Here is a 17,355-nt window from a genome sequence, read left to right as displayed (position 1 = left end):
AACAAGTTGTCTGCAGTGCGGCATGGGTCGGATCGCTAAATCCGGTCGCTGATATCAGCGACGGTGCGAAGCCTAGCGTCGGTTTTTTATGCAGACAACCCGGAACCGGACTGTCGAGAACGATCAAGACCGATCCTATTTAAAGCCACGAACAGTCCTACGCCCCTCACAGCCGCTGCGCCAAAACAGCTGCTATTTACGCGGGTCTCACGGGCATCCCGGCTGGTTCGGGGGGTCCAATGTGCAGTTGATGTCCGGCCCGATTCGCTCAGGCCGGTAAGGGCCGGGCTGCGAATAAGCGCTGCAGCCGGCAAGGCATAGCAGAGGTGCGATGACGATGGTTTTCAAGTCCGTTCTTCTCCCTGGCTGGACATCCGGCGAGGCACACCATGACTGAAAGAGAGCATTTTGACCGGCCAGGCAGGGTCCTGTGAATCTGAACCGGACCATGGCCATCTCCTCACACGCGTTATTGCCGGTCACCCGCATGACCGGCAAATGCCATACCCACGCTCAACGTTGAAAGTACGCCAGGATTTCGCAGCCCTGCCCAACCGGTACATGGCCAAGAGTTTTTCGGTTGAGGATGTCGATCACGCTGATGGTGGCGTCATTTTCGTTGGCAACCAGCAAATAATCCTGGGCGGGGCTGAAGCAACCGTCTAACGGCTTGTCACCCAGTTCGGCGTTGAACAGCCATTTCAGGTTTTCATCGTAAAAGCTCACCACCGGCTCGAAATCGCCGAGCACCGCCAGTAATCGGCCATCGGGGCTGAAGCGCACAACCTGCCCCTGGCGTCGGTGTCCGGGAAGTTCGACGGTGCGCAGCACGCGGCGCTGCTCGGTGTCCACTGCGTAGATCACCGGGCGGTCTGCGGCCGAGGCGATGACCCAAGGGTGCAGCGGCGAAGCGTCGATGCCATTCACAGGGCCGGGCATCGTTAAAGTGGCCGCCAACTGGCCGGTTCCGTTATGCACATCAATGGCGTAGAGCTGGCCATCTTCCTCGCTTTCGGCCCACAACTGGTCGGCATGCGGGAGCGGAGTGAGCCTGTGGATATTCGACGACGGCACCTCAATATGGCCGACCACCTTATCCTGATCAGGATCGATGACGAGGATGGTCGAGCTGTCTTCACAGCATAGGTAGACGCGGCCATCGCGGCCCAGACGTCCGGTGTGCGGAGACACATAGGGCAGCGTGTCGATAAATCCAGTCAGCGTGCGGGTGTCGAGGTCGATCACCGCGACCTGGTGATTCGGATTGGGGTTGTCGCCGTGGATGCCGTCGCCATAAATCGGTACGTATGCCTTGCGCTGTTTTTCAAGCACCAGCAGTTCGTGCGGGCGGGTTGGCAAACCGGTGATTGCCGCACGCACGGACAGGTCACCTGGGTCCAGGAACAGCACTTGCTGACCTTGCTTGTCGACTGCAATGATTTCCTGCGTAGCGGTGTGTTGGAGATTCATTGAGGTGATCCTTTTCAAGGTCGTAAAAGGGCTGAATGTATTGATAGAGAGCCTTCGCAGGGCAGAGTTCCTATGGATTTCCCGGGGCAAAAACCGGCTCCAGGCGCAAGGCCCAGCAGTGAGCAGCTGAATTTGGGGGGGGTGTTGCACAGAAGGATTTTCAGGGTCTGCGTGCTTTCGGACCTTGCGAAAGCCCGGATGCAATCCAGGCCTTCGCTGCTGCAAAGGTCAGGCGCTGCAGGCGCGCCATTGAGTCAGGTACTCAGTTGGCAGCCTGTTGGCCCTTGATCGGCGCACGTTCTTTATAGGCTGGCAGCGAAGCGGCGAACGCCATCGCCTCCTCCCTTGTACGAAATGATGCGAGCCGGTCCCGCGGGTTGCAAACCCGCCATGGACCGTTGTTGACGTTGATGACGTCATAACCGTTGAGATGGGTTTTACTGAGCGTCGCAGTGTGCATGGGATACCTCCCCTCTCTTTCAGAGAGTGTGTGGGATTTCCTCTGGTGACCTTGTCCCCGACAAAGGTCGGGTCACTATCCATTGAACAGTCAGGGTTTCAGAGGCAGCTCTTCGTCTGCCGGGTACAGACTCTTTCCGTCATCCGGGTGTTTCCAGGTTTGTGGCGGCGGGGTTTCGCTTTCAACGTGGGCCGTGTGTTCGACCCGTTCAAACTCATGGGCCTGGCGCTCTGCTTCGCTGCCGCGCGTGGTTTCCATAGGGTTTGGCTTTGGGCCGGGGCTGTGCGCGGCGGGGGTATTCACTGGATCGGTTGTCATATTCACCTCTCAGCGAACCGGGTTGTGGGTTCATAAATCAGAGGTGGGGCTGTCCCACGGGTTCGAACCATCTGCCGGACGGTGGATCAAGGCATGTGTCGTTGACAAGCCAGGCCTGTGTTCCTATAAGTCCACTCCGTTCTGGCCGTGGTCAGTACCTGCTCACCTGAAAGCGAAGCGAGACGATGGAATTCACCGATTTTGATGCCGAACTTGCCGACTGGAACCAGTTGCAGACAACTCACCCATGCTCCGGGTTGCTGTTGGGTAATGGCGCGAGTCTCGCTGTCTGGAAGAACTTTGCCTATGACTCGCTGTTCGAACTGGCGCAAACCACTCGCAACAAGCCGCTAAGCCCAACCGAGCTTGCGCTGTTTAAGTCGATGGAAACCGAAAACTTCGAACCGGTGCTCACTGGCCTGAAGATCGCGATGCGCGTCAATGCGGCGCTGACCATCAGCTCGTCATCGCCACGCAATCGCTATTTCGCGATCAAGGAAGCGTTGATTCACGGCATTCGCTCGGCGCACATTCCCTGGCGCTTGATGGAGGCGTCGAGCATTGCCCATATCAGCAAAGCACTGAGTCAATATGCAACGGTCTACTCGACCAACTATGACCTGCTTGCCTACTGGGCGGTGATGCACGGCGCCCAGCCTTTCGACGACCTGTTTGACGAAGACGCTGAGTTCAATCTGCACCGGACCGACAGTCATGCAACCCGCATTCTGTATCTGCACGGCGGCATGCATCTGGTGAAGAATTTCGACGGCACGGCGCGCAAGCTGCAGTCATCGGAGAGCACCCTGCTGGGCAGCTTTGCCGTCAATGCGCTGGATGATGTGCCGCTGTTCGTCTGCGAAGGACGCAGCGAGGACAAGATGAAGATTATCCGCGGCTCGGACTACCTGTCGTTCTGCCACGCTCAACTGGCGCAACACCAGGGCGCCCTGTGTGTCTTCGGCCACGGGCTGGGTAAACAGGACCGGCATATCTTGGACGCCGTGCTTCAGGCCCGGCCCAAAACCCTGACGATCTCGGTGCTGCCGCGTAGCGAAGCCTTCATTCAGCACAGGAAGCGCCATTACAGCGCGCTGTTCGAGGGGCAAAACATTGAGCTTAAGTTCTTCGACGCCACGACCCATCCGCTGGGAAGTCGTGAATTGTCGGTGCCAGTGGCGCGGTTGAAGGAGGTTTAGCACAAGAAAGGTTGGGATACAGAGCACGTTTTCAGCGGCGCTCGTATTCCCCGCCTCTGCATGCCAGCGCAACGTGCTTGGGTACCAGCGCCGCTCCGCTGCTGCCCGCGGTAATGGTTCGGCGCGTGAATCCAAGCTCGGCAGCAGCACTCGACAATGACAGGTTGTTTTTCGCCATCCAGTGCTTGAATCCCGGGTCGGCGTCACTTCACCCGATTGCTCCAGTGCCAACCGATGCAGCGTCGATGCGGCCACCTCCAGCTATGCACAGCTGGCCCTGCAAGGCCGGTAACTGGAAGGCCTACAACTGCCAGTCTTATATCGCCCTCTCACTCGTTACTTTGCGCCAAACTACCCGCCGCAACTGTATTGCCATGTGCATGTTTGTTGACGCTGGTTGCGGGCGAATCAGGCGATAGCGGCATGCTGCTCAGAGAGGCCAGCCGCTCGTTGCCAGTGGCGCTGATGACGCTCGCTGACCATTGACCGACCAGGATCGCCATCCAGGCGACGAAGAACACCACGACACCCTGCAACGCCCATTTTTCGATGACCGACACGACAGTTCTCCTGGCTGGATTCGATGGCAGCAATTTGACCTTCAAACTGTTGCAGGAAGATGGCATTCAATTTCTGCATCAGCATCCATTGCCAAAAGGCCAGCCGCGGATGAGCCTTCAGAAATGTAGTTTTCCCCCTGAAAACAAAGTGTATGGCTGATTCCGTCGGCAGCTGTTAAGGGGAATGTCCAGCAATCTGTGGCTGAATGAACACCCTCTCCTCCCTATGACCACAAGGCAAGACTCAGTATGTCCTCCCGCGAAAACACTGGCATGGCCCTGGGATTGCTCGGGGTCGTGATCTTCAGTCTGACCCTGCCCATGACCCGCATCGTCGTTCAGGAAATCCACCCACTGCTCAACGGCTTGGGCCGGGCATTGTTCGCGGCGATTCCAGCGGCAGCGCTGTTACTGTGGCGTCGCGAGAAATGGCCGACCCGCGCGCAATTCAAGGCGCTGATGGTGGTGGCATTGGGCGTGATCGTCGGTTTTCCGGTGCTCTCTGCGTGGGCGATGAAAACCTTGCCTGCGTCCCACGGTGCTCTGGTCAACGGCCTGCAACCTTTGCTCGTAGCGATTTACGCCGCATGGCTGTCCCACGAGCGGCCGTCCAGAGCGTTCTGGATATGCGCGGCGATGGGCAGCGTTTTGGTGCTGAGCTACGCACTGATCAGCGGCGCCGGCAATTTGCAGGCCGGTGATCTGTTGATGGTCGGCGCCGTGGCCGTGGGTGGGCTGGGCTATGCCGAAGGCGGCAGACTGGCGAAACAGATGGGCGGCTGGCAGGTGATCTGCTGGGCGTTGGTGATTTCGGTGCCGGTGCTGATCCTTCCAGTCGTTTATCTGGCCTCTGAGCATCAGGGGCCGATCTCGGCGGGCGCCTGGTGGGCATTCGGATACGTGTCGCTGTTTTCGCAGTTTCTCGGCTTTTTCGCCTGGTACGCAGGGCTGGCCATGGGCGGCATCGCGCGGGTCAGTCAGATCCAGCTGGTGCAGCTGTTCTTCACCATGGCCTTTTCGGCAGTGTTCTTTGGCGAGCACATCGACCCGATCACCTGGATCTTTGCCGCAGGCGTCGTGGTGACGCTGGCCATCGGACGCAAGACCGCAGTACTCGCACCCACGCCGGGCGCGGCGACTCGGGTTTAGCCGAGAAGACCATCCGCCCGGAGCAACGTTTCCAGACAGTGCTCCTGGACGTTGTAGAAGGTTTTGAGCTCCTGAATCCTTGCCAACAGCTCGGCAGGGTCGACTGGCGTTGCTCGCTTCACTGCCAGAATCATTTTGTTCTTGTTGGTGTGTTCCAGCGAGATGAACTCGAACACCTTGGTCTCGTAGCCGCAGGCTTCCAGCAATAGGGCACGCAGGGCATCGGTGACCATTTCCGCCTGCTGGCCCATGTGCAAACCGTATTGCAGCATCGGCTTGAGCAGCGTCGGGCTCTGGATCTGCAAACGAATCTGTTTGTGGCAGCAGGGCGAACACATGATGATCGACGCACCGGAGCGAATGCCGGTGTGGATGGCGTAGTCGGTGGCGATATCACAGGCGTGAAGCGCGATCATCACGTCCAGCTCGCTGGGCGCCACCGAGCGCACATCGCCGCATTTGAACACCAGCCCCGGATGCTCCAGGCGGCCCGCTGCGTTGTTGCAAAGGGTGACCATGTCCTCGCGCAATTCAACGCCGGTGACATTGCCTTCGGCCTGCAAGGTATTGCGCAGGTAGTCGTGAATGGCGAAAGTCAAATAGCCCTTGCCTGAGCCAAAGTCAGCCACCGTGACCGGCTTGTCGAGCTTGATCGGCGACGTCGCCAGGGCGTGGGAAAACACTTCGATGAATTTATTGATCTGCTTCCACTTGCGCGACATGGCCGGGATCAACTCGTGCTGCTTGGTGGTTACGCCCAGATCAGTGAGAAACGGCCGGCTCAGCTCCAGATAGCGCTTCTTCTCACGGTCATGTCCGGTCGACGGTGCTTCACGGTTCTGCTGGGGTTTATTGCTAAACAGCGTGCTTTTGCCCTTCTTGCTGAACTCCAGTTGCACCTCGTCGGTGAGCGACAGCAGGTGGGCATTCTTGAAGGCGTCGGGGAGCAAGGTGCCGATCAACTCATGCGCCTGGGCGACGGGATGATTCTTGGTGATGTCGCGGGTTTTGTAACGGTAAACGAAGGACAGGCACGGCTGACCCTTGATCGTCGCGAGCTTGATGATGACCCGCTGCAGGTCCGCTTCGCTGCCAGCGTACTTGGCCAGCACCAACTTGATCAGCGAGTTCTGCGTCAGGCAGGTGTCGAGCAGGCTCAGGAACCGGGCGCGGTGATCTTGCGCTGACAGGGCAGTGGGTGCGGTGACGGACATCGGGTGAAGCCTCGGAAGCAGAAAATGCGAGGCGGTATTTTAGGCGGGTTTCAGGCAACGTGGTGGACATAATGATGCCCACCACTGGGCCGCGGATCGGATTGCTCTATTCCAGCACCACCAAACGATTGGGCAATTCATTGCGCGCCTGGGTCACAGGCACTTGATCGCTCAATACTTCGCCGCAAGACTGGATACAGCCCAAAAACCCTTCCAAAATCTTGCCTTCGCTGACGCGTTGGGTGAACACATCGACCATTGATCGCCACACCATGTCGTCCACCCGGCGAGCGATGCCATCGTCGACGATGATTTCGACGTAACGCTCAGCCTCGCTGACAAAGATCAACACCCCGATGCCATTGACCGTCGAATGCAGGTTCTGCTCCAGAAACTGCCGTCGCGCCAGGCTTCCCGCCCGCCAATGTCGCACCGATGCTGGCACCATACGGCTGCCGATGCCTGGCAACCGACACAACAACGCCACCACGATGAAGGTCGCGATCTGGGTCAGCAGCAGTTCGTTGGCATTAAGCCAGCCAGGATAGAAATTGATCAGCCCTGGCAGCAACAGCGCCACCAGCCCGGCCCAGATCAGCGGCGCGTAAGTGTAATCGTCGGCGCTGGCCGCCAGCACGGTCACAAGCTCGGCGTCGGTGTTGCGCTCGACGTTTTCAATGGCCTGAGCGACCTGCTGCTGTTCGTCATCGGTGAGTAATGCCATGCGTTACATCCTTATTAAGCTATCGACTACCAACCGCCGGAAGCACCGCCGCCGCCAAAACTGCCACCACCCCCGCTCATGCCGCCCGAACGGGAACCGCCAGAGCCAAAACCACCTGAGCCTCCGAAGCCCCCGAAACCGCCAGGCCCCATGGGACCAATGCCTCCACCTCGGCGCACGCTGATGTAGGCGGCGATCACGAATAGCACAAAAAACAGCAGGCTCATTCGCCAGTCAGTTACATCGTCGCCTCCCGACGCCCCGACCACGGGCTCGGCCAACGGGTCACCGCCGAGCACTTGCACGATGGCTTCGGTGCCTTTGTTGATGCCACCTGCGAAATCGCCCTGTTTGAAGGCCGGAATGATGATCTGGTTGACGATCACCGAGGACTGCGCGTCAGTGAGGCGATCTTCCAGGCCGTAACCGACTTCGATACGCACCTTGCGCTCGTCCTTGGCGACGATCAGCAATGCGCCGTTATCCTTGCCCTTCTGACCGATCGCCCAAAAGCGACCCAACTGGTAGCCATAGTCCTCGATGGTGCTGCCTTGCAGATCAGGCACCGTGACCACCACCACCTGCTCGGTGGTCAACTCCTCATGAGCCCGGAGCATCTGCGACAGACGCTCCCGGCTCGGGTTGTCGAGCATGCCGGCGGTGTCCACCACCCGTCCATTCAACGCCGGGAAATCCAGCTGCGCCAAGGCCATTTGCGCAAACGCAGCCACCCACATCGCGACAAACGCGACCAGCAGACCCCGCCGCGCGCCGGCCATCAGAATTTCACTTCCGGCGCCTTATCGGCGCCTGGGGCGGTGGCTTCGAAGTTAGGGCGAATCGGCAGATCGCTGTACATCACCGTATGCCACAGGCGGCCGGGGAAGGTACGGATCTCGGTGTTGTATTTCTCCACCGCGGCGATGAAGTCACGCCGAGCGACCGCAATCCGGTTTTCGGTGCCCTCGAGCTGCGACTGCAATGAAAGGAAATTCTGGTTGGACTTCAAGTCGGGGTAGCGCTCCGACACCACCATCAAACGGCTCAAGGCGCCAGTAAGCTGACCTTGCGCGTCCTGGAACTGCTTGAGCTTTGCAGCATCGTTCAAGGTGCTGGCATCGACCTGGATCGATGTTGCCTTGGCCCGCGCCTCAATGACTGCGGTCAGGGTTGCCTGCTCCTGCTTGGCGTAGCCCTTGACGGTTTCTACCAGGTTGGGAATCAGGTCAGCCCGACGCTGATACTGGTTCTGCACCTGGGCCCACGCCGCCTTGACCTGCTCGTCGTAGGTGGGAATGTTGTTGATGCCGCAGCCGGACAGCAACATGCTTACCAGCATTAGCAGCGTCAGTGACAACTTGTAACCACTGCCCCGAATGTGCCCGTATCGCTCTATTTGCATCGCCTGCGCACTCCTTTGTGTTGTTTATCGGTCTTCTCGTCAGACATGACTTTAGCCAAATCCGACGATCCCCGGCATAATCTCGGCCCATTACGTCGCCAGGCTCTGGATTGCCCAGCCGCAATCGGATAAAACTCGCTGCGCTACTGATGCCTGGATGCGTCGGGAGTTCAGCGACTTCCTCGTCCTGATGACAATAAAAACCAAAGGTCCACACCAAAAACAAAGGCCGCCCGGCATTTTCGTGCGAGTTGCCGGCCAACGCCTTGAGAAAATCATTCATGAATAAGTTGTGTTTGCTGAGTCTCGTCATCGGTCTGGCCAGCCAGTCCGCCTGGGCTGAAACCGTTACCAGCCCTGCCAGTAATGCCACCACGCTGCACGCCAAGAATGCATTCATCTCCAACCTGATGGAGCAAATGACCCTCGATGAAAAGATCGGCCAACTGCGCCTGATCAGCATCGGGCCGGAAATGCCAAAGTCGCAAATCGTCAAGGAAATCGCCGCAGGCAGAATCGGCGGTACCTTCAACTCCGTCCTGCTGCCTGACAACCGCGCCATGCAGGACGCCGCTGTCGCCCACAGCCGCACGAAGATCCCGATGTTCTTCGCCTACGACGTGGTCCACGGCCAACGCACCATTTTTCCGATAAGCCTGGGGCTGGCATCGACCTGGGACATGGACGCCGTTACCCGCGCGGGCCGGGTCTCGGCGATCGAAGCCGCGGCCGATGGTGTGGACATGACCTTTGCGCCGATGGTCGACATCACCCGTGACGCCCGCTGGGGACGTAGCTCGGAAGGTTTCGGCGAAGACACCTATCTGGTCTCGCAGCTGTCGGCCACCATGACGCGCGCGTTCCAGGGCACCAGCACCCAGGCACCAAACAGCATCATGGCTGCGGTCAAACACTTTGCGCTGTACGGGGCCGTCGAAGGCGGCCGGGACTACAACACCGTCGACATGAGCCCGGTACGCATGCAGCAGGACTATCTGCCGCCGTACCGTGCCGCCGTCGATGCCGGCGCCGGTGGCGTGATGGTGGCGCTGAATTCGATCAACGGCGTGCCTTCGACTTCCAACGCCTGGCTGCTGCAGGACGTGCTGCGCAAGGACTGGGGCTTCAAGGGCGTCACGGTCAGCGACCATGGCGCGATAAAGGAGTTGATCGACCACGGCGTCGCCAAGGATTTCCGCGAAGCGGCGAAGCTGGCGATCAAGGCCGGCATCGACCTGAGCATGAATGACAAAGCGTACGGCGAAGAACTCCCCGCGCTGGTCAAAAGCGGCGAAGTCTCCGTCAAGGAAGTCGACAATGCCGTACGTGAAGTGCTCGGCGCCAAGTGGGACATGGGCCTGTTCGCTAACCCTTACCTGCGCATCGGTGCGGCCGTGGACGATCCTGCCGACCGCGATGCCGAAAATCGCCTGCACCGTACCGAGGCCCGGGATGTTGCACGACGCAGCATGGTGCTGCTGAAGAACGACAACGGCACTCTGCCGCTGAAAAAGCAGGGCACCATCGCGGTGATCGGTCCATTGGCGAAGAGCTCTCTGGACATGCTTGGCAGTTGGTCCGGGGCTGGTCTGGCGCGTCAGACCGTCAGCGCCTACGACGGGCTGGCGAACGCGGTCGGCGACAAAGCGAAAATCCTGTACGCCCCTGGCTCCAACATCACCGATAACCAGCAAGCCATCGCTTATCTGGACAAGATGGATGACCAACTGCACATCGATGGTCGTCCTGAACAGGAAATGATCGACGAAGCGGTCAAGGTCGCCCAACAGTCGGACGTCGTCGTTGCGGTTGTCGGTGAATCGCGCAACATGTCCCATGAAGCGGCAAGCCGGGTTGATCTGGTGCTGCCAGGCCGCCAACGCGACTTGATCAAGGCGCTCAAGGCCACCGGCAAGCCCTTGGTCATCGTACTGATGAATGGCCGCCCCCTGGCGCTGGGCGAGGAAAACAAACAGGCCGATGCCATGCTTGAAAGCTGGTTCCTGGGCACCGAGGGCGGCAACGCACTGGCTGACGTGCTGTTCGGTGACTACAACCCGTCGGGCAAGCTGCCGATGACCTTTCCACGTTCGGTGGGTCAGGTGCCTGCGTACTACAACCACCTGAATACCGGCCGCCCGTATCGTCCTAACGATTCGAACTACACCTCGAACTACTTCGAAGAGCCGACCAGCCCCTTGTTTCCTTTCGGCTATGGCCTGAGCTACACGCAATTCAGCGTCTCGGACATCGTGCTATCAATCAACAAGATGACCCGCAAGGACAAGCTAACCGCCACCGTTCAGGTCAAGAACACCGGCGACGTCGCTGGGGAAACCGTGGTTCAGCTGTATCTACGTGACGTCGCGGCTTCGCTGAGCCGCCCGGTAAAAGAACTGAAGAACTTCCAGAAAATCATGTTGAAACCGGGCGAAGAAAAGGCCGTGAGCTTTACCGTGACCGAAGAAGACTTGAAGTTTTTCAACCCGTCGCTCAAGTACGCCGCAGAAGACGGTGAATTCAAGCTGATGATTGGCCTGGATTCCGAGGACGTGAAAGAGACGACGTTCACACTTTTATAAAGACCGCTGCAGCGGTCCGGCATGCGGTGGCGGTGGCGGTGGCATGAACATCGCCACCGTCAGCCGGCCGGGCTGCTACAGTTCGTGTGCGACGCAACCGTTCATGGATAACAACAATATTGTGAGCACCCGCCCGGTCCTGGGTGACTCGCGAACGCGCCGATAACGTCGCCGCAACATCACAGGCCTACCGCATGCCCCGCTCTGCCCGTCTTCCTTTATATGTTCTGCTGATCCTTGCCGGGGCGATCATCGCCGCAATGCTGGCAATCCATCAGGCTCAACGCCATTCGCTGGAAGACGATGCTGCGCGGGCGCAGGACCAACTGTCGCTATACGCAAACACCCTGCAGACCCTCATTGAGCGCTATCGCGCCCTGCCCGCCGTGCTCGCGCTGGACCCACAACTGCGCGAGGCACTCAAGGGTCCGGTCAGTTCGCAGATCACGCAGGTCCTCAACCTGAAACTGGAGCAGATCAACGGCGCCGCACAGTCCTCGACCCTGGAGCTGCTTGATCGCAACGGGCTGGCGATCGGCGCGAGCAACTGGCGCCTGCCGAGCAGCTATGTCGGGCACAATTACGGCTTTCGCCCTTACTTCACCCAAACCAAAGCCAATGGCGTCGGGCGTTTCTATGCCGTTGGCGTGACCAGCGGCATTCCCGGTTACTTCCTGTCAAATGCTGTGCACGACGACGCCGGGCAATTCATGGGTGCGATGGTGGTCAAGCTGGAGTTTCCCGAGCTTGAACATACCTGGGCGCAAGGGGACGACCTGCTGCTGGTCAGCGACGCCAAAGGCATCGTGTTTATTGCCAATCAACCAGGCTGGCGATATCGCGCGCTGCGGCCCCTCAGCGAACAGGACCTTGCGGAGTTGAGCAGCACCCGCCAATACGACAAACAGTCGCTGACGCCCTTGACGCAACAGCCCCTGCGCGCCTTCAACGACAACAGCCATTTGAGTCAGGTGAATGCGCCCGACGGTACCGATGAATACCTCTGGCAGTCGTTGCCCCTGCCAGCGGAAGACTGGACGTTACATTTGTTGCGCAAACCCCAGCCCGCCAGGGAAGACCTGCGCAATGCCGCCCTGGCCGCGGCAGGCATCTGGCTGACGTTAGTGTTTCTCGGCCTGTTTCTCTATCAACGCTGGCGTCTGGCGCGTCTGCGCCAGCGCAGCCGCGAGGAGCTGGAGCAACTGGTGGAAGCGCGCACTCGTGATCTGCAGACCGCCCAGGAAGGCCTGGTGCAATCCACCAAACTGGCGGCGCTGGGTCAAATGTCGGCCGCGCTGGCGCATGAAATCAATCAGCCGCTGACCGCGCAACGCACGCAACTGGCGACGCTGCGCCTGTTGCTCGATCACGGCCGAGTCGATGATGCGCACCAGGCCCTGGCCCTGCTCGACCAGCAACTGACCCGCATGGCCGCGCTCACCGGCCACCTGAAGACCTTCGCCCGCAAAAGCCCCAGCGGCCTGCGCGAACGCCTGGATCTGGCCTGTGTCGTCGATCAGGCGTTATTGCTGCTGGACGCCCGGCTACGCGTAGAGCGGGTCAGTTGCGTACTCGACCTGACCCGACCGGCATGGGTGCGCGGTGATGCCATTCGCCTGGAACAGGTGCTGATCAACCTGCTGCGCAATGCCCTGGATGCCATGAGCGATAAACCGCTCAAGCGCCTGGAAATCCGCATCGAAGAACACGCAGGCCTTTGGCGTCTGTCGGTCACGGACAGCGGCGGCGGGATTGCGCAGACGCATTTGGCAAATGTCTTCGATCCGTTCTTTACGACCAAACCGGTAGGCGACGGCCTGGGGTTGGGCCTGGCAGTGTCCTACGCCATCATTCACGAACTGGGCGGTCGCCTGAGCGCGGACAATCTCGACAACGGCGCACAGTTCTTCTTTTCCCTGCCCCAGGCTACGGAGGCCTGATCCATGTTGAATTCGGTGATCGTGGTCGATGACGAAGCCCCCATCCGCGAGGCCGTGGAGCAGTGGCTGTCATTGTCTGGCTTTGTCGTGCAACTGCACAGCCGCGCCGAGGATTGCCTGTCGACACTGCCGGCGCATTTTGCAGGGGTGGTTCTCACCGATGTGCGCATGCCCGGAATGAGCGGCCTGGAGCTGCTCGCCGAGCTGCACACCCGCGATGCCGATCTGCCGGTCATTCTGCTCACTGGCCATGGCGATGTGCCAATGGCAGTCGAAGCCATGCGTGACGGTGCCTACGATTTTCTGGAAAAACCCTTCACCCCGGAAACGCTGCTCGGCAGCCTGCGCCGCGCGCTGGAAAAGCGTGCGCTGGTTCTGGAGAATCGCCGCCTGCACCAACAGACCGATGCCCGCGCTCGTCTCGACGCCACGCTGCTGGGCCTGTCGCCTGCAATGCAAACCCTGCGGCGGCAGGTGCTGGATCTGGCGCAGTTGCCGGTCAATGTATTGATTCGCGGCGAAACCGGCAGTGGTAAGGAAATGGTCGCCCGCTGCCTGCATGACTTCGGTCCCCGCGCGACGAAGCCATTTGTGGCAGTCAATTGCGCAGCGATTCCCGAACAATTGTTCGAGGCCGAGCTTTTCGGTCATGAAAGTGGCGCATTCACTGGCGCGCAGGGCAAACGCATCGGCAAACTGGAGTTCGCCGACGGCGGCACGCTGTTTCTCGACGAGATCGAAAGCATGCCGCTGGCCCAGCAAGTGAAGCTGCTGCGCGTGATACAGGAACGGCGCCTGGAGCGGTTGGGGTCAAACCAGAGCATCGAGGTCGACTTACGGATCATCGCCGCTACCAAACCGGACCTGCTGGACGAAGCGCGCGCCGGGCGCTTTCGGGAGGACCTGGCGTATCGCCTGAATATCGCCGAATTGCGCCTTGCGCCGTTACGAGAGCGCCGCGAAGACATCCCGTTATTGTTTACGCACTTCTCGCGCCAGGCTGCAGAGCGCCTGGGCCGTGCTGCGCCGAGGCTCAGTGGCGGGCAGTTGGGCCTACTGCTGAGCCAGGACTGGCCGGGCAACGTGCGCGAGCTGGCCAATGCGGCAGAACGTCAGGTGCTGGGGCTGGTGAATCCTGTCTCGGTCGAGGCACCCGCGGGCCAGTCGCTGGTGGCGCAGCAGGAAGCGTTCGAGGCCCATTGCCTGCGTTCGGCGTTGAGTCGGCATAAAGGCGACATCAAGTCAGTGCTTGAGGAACTGCAGCTGCCACGTCGCACCCTCAACGAGAAAATGCAGCGTCATGGGTTGATGCGGGAGGATTTCCTCGCAGACCACGACGTGTAGCCTCCCGACTTGCCCGCGGTTGGGACAGGCAGGCCCTTATTGCCTGGCAAGCCGGCCGGTTACAGCCGCGTGCAATAGGCGGATTTCCGCTGATGGCCTGTGACTTGTAAGCGGTTTTTCGCTCACCCAATAACGCGAAACCCCTCTAAACCGGGCATCTCAAGGCTTGGCACAGCTCCTGCTATCACTGTCGGCAGACCGCATCGCATCGGTCCCTCTAACAACAACGACTTGCAGGAAAACCAATGGCTATCCCCAACTCTGTGTCAAACGGATCGGCTGCCGCGCCCGTCGCCGAAAAAACCACCGGAAGTCGCCTGAAATCCATTTTCAGCGGATCGGTCGGCAACATGGTCGAGTGGTATGACTGGTACGTCTACGCCGCCTTCTCCCTCTACTTCGCCAAAGTCTTCTTCCCCAAGGGCGACACCACCGCCCAACTGCTCAACACTGCTGCGATCTTCGCTGTGGGCTTTCTGATGCGCCCGATCGGCGGCTGGCTGATGGGCTTGTACGCAGACCGCAAAGGCCGCAAGGCTGCACTGATGGCCTCCGTGCTGTTGATGTGCTTTGGCTCACTGATCATCGCTTTGACTCCGGGCTATGAAACCATCGGTGTCGGCGCGCCGATCATGCTGGTGCTGGCGCGCCTGCTGCAAGGTTTGTCGGTCGGTGGCGAATACGGTACCTCCGCTACCTACCTCAGCGAAATGGCGACCAAAAAAAGTCGCGGCTTTTACTCCAGCTTTCAGTACGTGACCCTGATTTCCGGCCAGCTCATTGCACTGGGCGTGCTGATCGTGCTGCAACAAACGCTCACCACCGAGCAATTGAATGAATGGGGCTGGCGCATCCCGTTCGCCATCGGCGCGCTGTGCGCGGTGGTCGCGCTGTTCCTGCGTCGAGGTATGGAAGAAACCGAATCCTTCACCAAAAAGAAGGAAGCGCCCAAAGAAAGCCTGATGCGTACCTTGATGCGTCATCCCAAGGAGCTGATGACGGTAGTGGGCCTGACCATGGGCGGCACCCTGGCCTTCTACACCTACACCACCTACATGCAGAAATACCTGGTGAACACCGTAGGTATGAGCATCACCGACTCCACCACCATTTCTGCGGCCACGCTGTTCCTGTTCATGGTGCTGCAGCCCGTGGTCGGCGCACTGTCGGACAAGGTAGGGCGACGTCCAATCCTGATTGCCTTCGGGGTGCTGGGTACGCTGTGCACCGTGCCGATCCTGACCACGCTGCACACCATCCAGAGTTGGTGGGGCGCGTTTTTCCTGATCATGGCCGCGCTCATCATCGTCAGTGGCTACACCTCGATCAACGCCGTGGTAAAGGCCGAACTGTTCCCGACTGAAATCCGCGCCCTGGGCGTCGGCCTTCCTTACGCCCTGACCGTTTCGATCTTCGGTGGCACCGCCGAATACATTGCGCTGTGGTTTAAGAGCATTGGCATGGAGACCGGTTACTACTGGTACGTCACGGCCTGCATTGCCTGTTCACTGCTGGTGTATGTGTTCATGAAGGACACGAGCAAGCATTCACGGATCGAAACCGACTGATCATTCGCCTGCGGACCGGCGCTCCAGTGGAAACAAGGGCAATCATGCGAGTGGTTGCCCTTTTTTCGCCGGGATGGCAGCTAAGTGGCTTAATCAGCGCAGGCTGTTCTCACTATCAATTTCAGCGATGATCGCTACTAATGCGATTAACTTTTTAATAAGCAAGCGCCGAGTAAAGTTAACTCCATATCGAGTCACCCACACATTAAATTGATCTGGAGTCACTGTCATGAAAGCCAATATCCACACTAACAAACTCATTTTCGGCCTTGCTTTCTCTATCCTGGCAACTAGCGCTTTCGCGCTTCCCGTCATGGATACGCACCACTATACCCATGCACCCGTAGTTGCCGAAAACGGTTCTTCGCACACCAACATCGGTCGCCTTGCCAGTGATGGTGCAAACCACGTAGGCGCCAACCGTGTTGCCGCCGATGGTTCTGATCACGTTGGTGCCAACCGCGTTGCCGCCGACGGTGCGGACCATGTTGGTGCAAATCGACTCGCCGCCGATGGCGCTGATCACGTAGGTGCAAATCGTCAGAGCTGATACCCTCACCGCTCTCTGTTCCCGCCCGGCTTATGCCGGGCTTAGTTTTTCCAGTTTCAACATAGCGCCACAAGGCCCGGTTGCAGTGGGCTCGCAGGTCACTGGCGGTCGCGCCCCATGGCGTCGTGAATCAGGCCATGCCTAACGAGGCAACCTTCTTAAGCACTTCATAGGTCGCAAACCAGAAACTTCGATCATTAAATATAAAAATTGTCAAGGGGAAAATCTGTCCGTTTTGCCATAAATCGCCCCATTGCAGAACAAAAACCGCTGGAGCGCTTTAAAACCGGGCGCTGCGGGCAACTATCATTTTTAGCGATGATCGTTAGTAATGCTGTTAACTTCTCCTTAATCCCTATACGCGTAGACTTAGCTTCATAGCCAAGCGAAAAACTATTGAACTTCTGTGGAGCTACCATCATGAAAACTTCGAATCTTGTATTTGCGTTTAGTCTGTCGATTCTGGCGTCGAGCGCATTTGCTCTGCCTGTTTCTGATACTCACTCGGTATTGACTGGCACCGTAATCGCCGAGGGTGGTTCTTCTCACACTAACGCCTCGCACACCGGTACTTACCGCCAGGCTTCCGATGGCGCCGACCACATCGGTGCCAACCGCCTTGCTGCCGACGGCGCTGATCGCGTAGGCAACAATCGCCAGGCTGCCGACGGTGCCGACCACATCGGTGCCAACCGCCTTGCTGCCGATGGTGCTGATCGCGTAGGCAACAACCGCGTTAGCTGATCACCGCTTTACACGTTCCACCTCCTGAACTCCCTTTGTAGCCCGACTGATGTCGGGCTTTTTTTTGCCTTTGTCCAGGAGCGGCCATTTTGCAAGCATGAACGCTGACCCTCCCCTGCTTCGCAGGCCCC

At 59.1% G+C, this 17,355-nt stretch carries 17 protein-coding genes; 8 read left to right on the top strand and 9 right to left on the bottom strand.

Going from position 1 to position 17,355, the window contains the following annotated elements; all coding sequences use genetic code 11:
- Positions 1-513: 513 nt before the first annotated feature.
- From B3I26_RS07880 to B3I26_RS07870, 3 genes are all read right to left on the bottom strand, one after another.
- Positions 514-1,560: a YncE family protein gene (locus B3I26_RS07880; RefSeq protein WP_296256741.1), complete on the bottom strand. Its 1,047-nt coding sequence runs from the start codon at positions 1,558-1,560 to the stop codon at positions 514-516.
- 172 nt (positions 1,561-1,732) lie between these two features.
- Complete coding sequence (locus B3I26_RS07875) at positions 1,733-1,930, bottom strand: DUF2188 domain-containing protein (RefSeq protein WP_296256739.1); 198 nt, start codon at positions 1,928-1,930, stop codon at positions 1,733-1,735.
- Between the two features lie 90 nt (positions 1,931-2,020).
- On the bottom strand, positions 2,021-2,248 hold the full coding sequence (locus tag B3I26_RS07870; RefSeq protein WP_296256831.1) for a hypothetical protein: 228 nt from the start codon (positions 2,246-2,248) through the stop codon (positions 2,021-2,023).
- Between the two features lie 185 nt (positions 2,249-2,433).
- Here B3I26_RS07870 and B3I26_RS07865 point away from each other — a divergent pair, with 185 nt between their 5' ends.
- Positions 2,434-3,447, top strand: a complete 1,014-nt coding sequence (locus B3I26_RS07865) for a DUF4917 family protein (protein ID WP_296256737.1) — start codon at positions 2,434-2,436, stop codon at positions 3,445-3,447.
- Positions 3,448-3,776: 329 nt separating this feature from the next.
- On the opposite strand, the gene B3I26_RS07860 is transcribed toward B3I26_RS07865, so the two are convergent.
- Entirely contained in the window at positions 3,777-4,007 is a 231-nt protein-coding gene (locus tag B3I26_RS07860) for a hypothetical protein (protein WP_296256735.1), read from the bottom strand.
- Between the two features lie 249 nt (positions 4,008-4,256).
- Here B3I26_RS07860 and B3I26_RS07855 point away from each other — a divergent pair, with 249 nt between their 5' ends.
- Entirely contained in the window at positions 4,257-5,156 is a 900-nt protein-coding gene (locus B3I26_RS07855; protein WP_296256733.1) for a DMT family transporter, read from the top strand.
- On the opposite strand, the gene B3I26_RS07850 is transcribed toward B3I26_RS07855, so the two are convergent.
- From B3I26_RS07850 to B3I26_RS07835, 4 genes are all read right to left on the bottom strand, one after another.
- On the bottom strand, positions 5,153-6,370 hold the full coding sequence (locus tag B3I26_RS07850) for a class I SAM-dependent methyltransferase (protein WP_296256731.1): 1,218 nt from the start codon (positions 6,368-6,370) through the stop codon (positions 5,153-5,155). The two genes, B3I26_RS07855 and B3I26_RS07850, sit on opposite strands and share 4 nt — an antisense overlap.
- Before the next feature lie 106 nt (positions 6,371-6,476).
- Entirely contained in the window at positions 6,477-7,094 is a 618-nt protein-coding gene (locus tag B3I26_RS07845; protein WP_296256729.1) for a TPM domain-containing protein, read from the bottom strand.
- A 26-nt stretch (positions 7,095-7,120) separates the two neighbouring features.
- Positions 7,121-7,873 (bottom strand): TPM domain-containing protein, encoded by a 753-nt coding sequence (locus B3I26_RS07840; protein WP_296256726.1) that lies wholly within the window; start codon positions 7,871-7,873, stop codon positions 7,121-7,123.
- Positions 7,873-8,496 carry a LemA family protein gene (locus B3I26_RS07835; RefSeq protein ID WP_296256723.1) on the bottom strand — a complete coding sequence of 208 codons (624 nt, stop codon included), beginning with the start codon at positions 8,494-8,496 and terminating at the stop codon, positions 7,873-7,875. Before B3I26_RS07835 ends, B3I26_RS07840 begins: the two co-directional genes overlap by 1 nt.
- Positions 8,497-8,777: 281 nt before the next feature.
- On the opposite strand from B3I26_RS07835, the gene bglX reads away from it, so the two are divergent.
- The 5 genes from bglX to B3I26_RS07810 all read left to right on the top strand — a co-directional run bounded on the left by bglX (position 8,778) and on the right by B3I26_RS07810 (position 16,480).
- Positions 8,778-11,078: a beta-glucosidase BglX gene (bglX, locus tag B3I26_RS07830; protein ID WP_296256721.1), complete on the top strand. Its 2,301-nt coding sequence runs from the start codon at positions 8,778-8,780 to the stop codon at positions 11,076-11,078.
- A gap of 194 nt (positions 11,079-11,272) precedes the next feature.
- A complete protein-coding gene (locus tag B3I26_RS07825) occupies positions 11,273-13,018 on the top strand; it encodes a sensor histidine kinase (protein ID WP_296256719.1) in 1,746 nt (581 codons plus the stop codon).
- Between the two features lie 3 nt (positions 13,019-13,021).
- Positions 13,022-14,362 carry a sigma-54-dependent transcriptional regulator gene (locus B3I26_RS07820; RefSeq protein WP_296256717.1) on the top strand — a complete coding sequence of 447 codons (1,341 nt, stop codon included), beginning with the start codon at positions 13,022-13,024 and terminating at the stop codon, positions 14,360-14,362.
- Between the two features lie 245 nt (positions 14,363-14,607).
- Positions 14,608-15,930 carry an MFS transporter gene (locus B3I26_RS07815; RefSeq protein ID WP_296256715.1) on the top strand — a complete coding sequence of 441 codons (1,323 nt, stop codon included), beginning with the start codon at positions 14,608-14,610 and terminating at the stop codon, positions 15,928-15,930.
- 241 nt (positions 15,931-16,171) lie between these two features.
- Positions 16,172-16,480 (top strand): hypothetical protein, encoded by a 309-nt coding sequence (locus B3I26_RS07810; RefSeq protein WP_313482289.1) that lies wholly within the window; start codon positions 16,172-16,174, stop codon positions 16,478-16,480.
- 197 nt (positions 16,481-16,677) lie between these two features.
- On the opposite strand, the gene B3I26_RS07805 is transcribed toward B3I26_RS07810, so the two are convergent.
- Positions 16,678-16,902, bottom strand: coding sequence for a hypothetical protein (locus tag B3I26_RS07805; protein ID WP_296256710.1), 225 nt, complete (start codon positions 16,900-16,902; stop codon positions 16,678-16,680).
- Here B3I26_RS07805 and B3I26_RS07800 point away from each other — a divergent pair.
- A complete protein-coding gene (locus tag B3I26_RS07800; RefSeq protein ID WP_296256708.1) occupies positions 16,901-17,224 on the top strand; it encodes a hypothetical protein in 324 nt (107 codons plus the stop codon). The two genes, B3I26_RS07805 and B3I26_RS07800, sit on opposite strands and share 2 nt — an antisense overlap.
- The last annotated feature ends 131 nt before the right edge of the window (positions 17,225-17,355 follow it).

Source organism: Pseudomonas sp. UBA5706 (genome assembly GCF_002419965.1).
Lineage (GTDB): Bacteria > Pseudomonadota > Gammaproteobacteria > Pseudomonadales > Pseudomonadaceae > Aquipseudomonas.
This window is presented reverse-complemented; position numbering and strand designations above follow the sequence as displayed.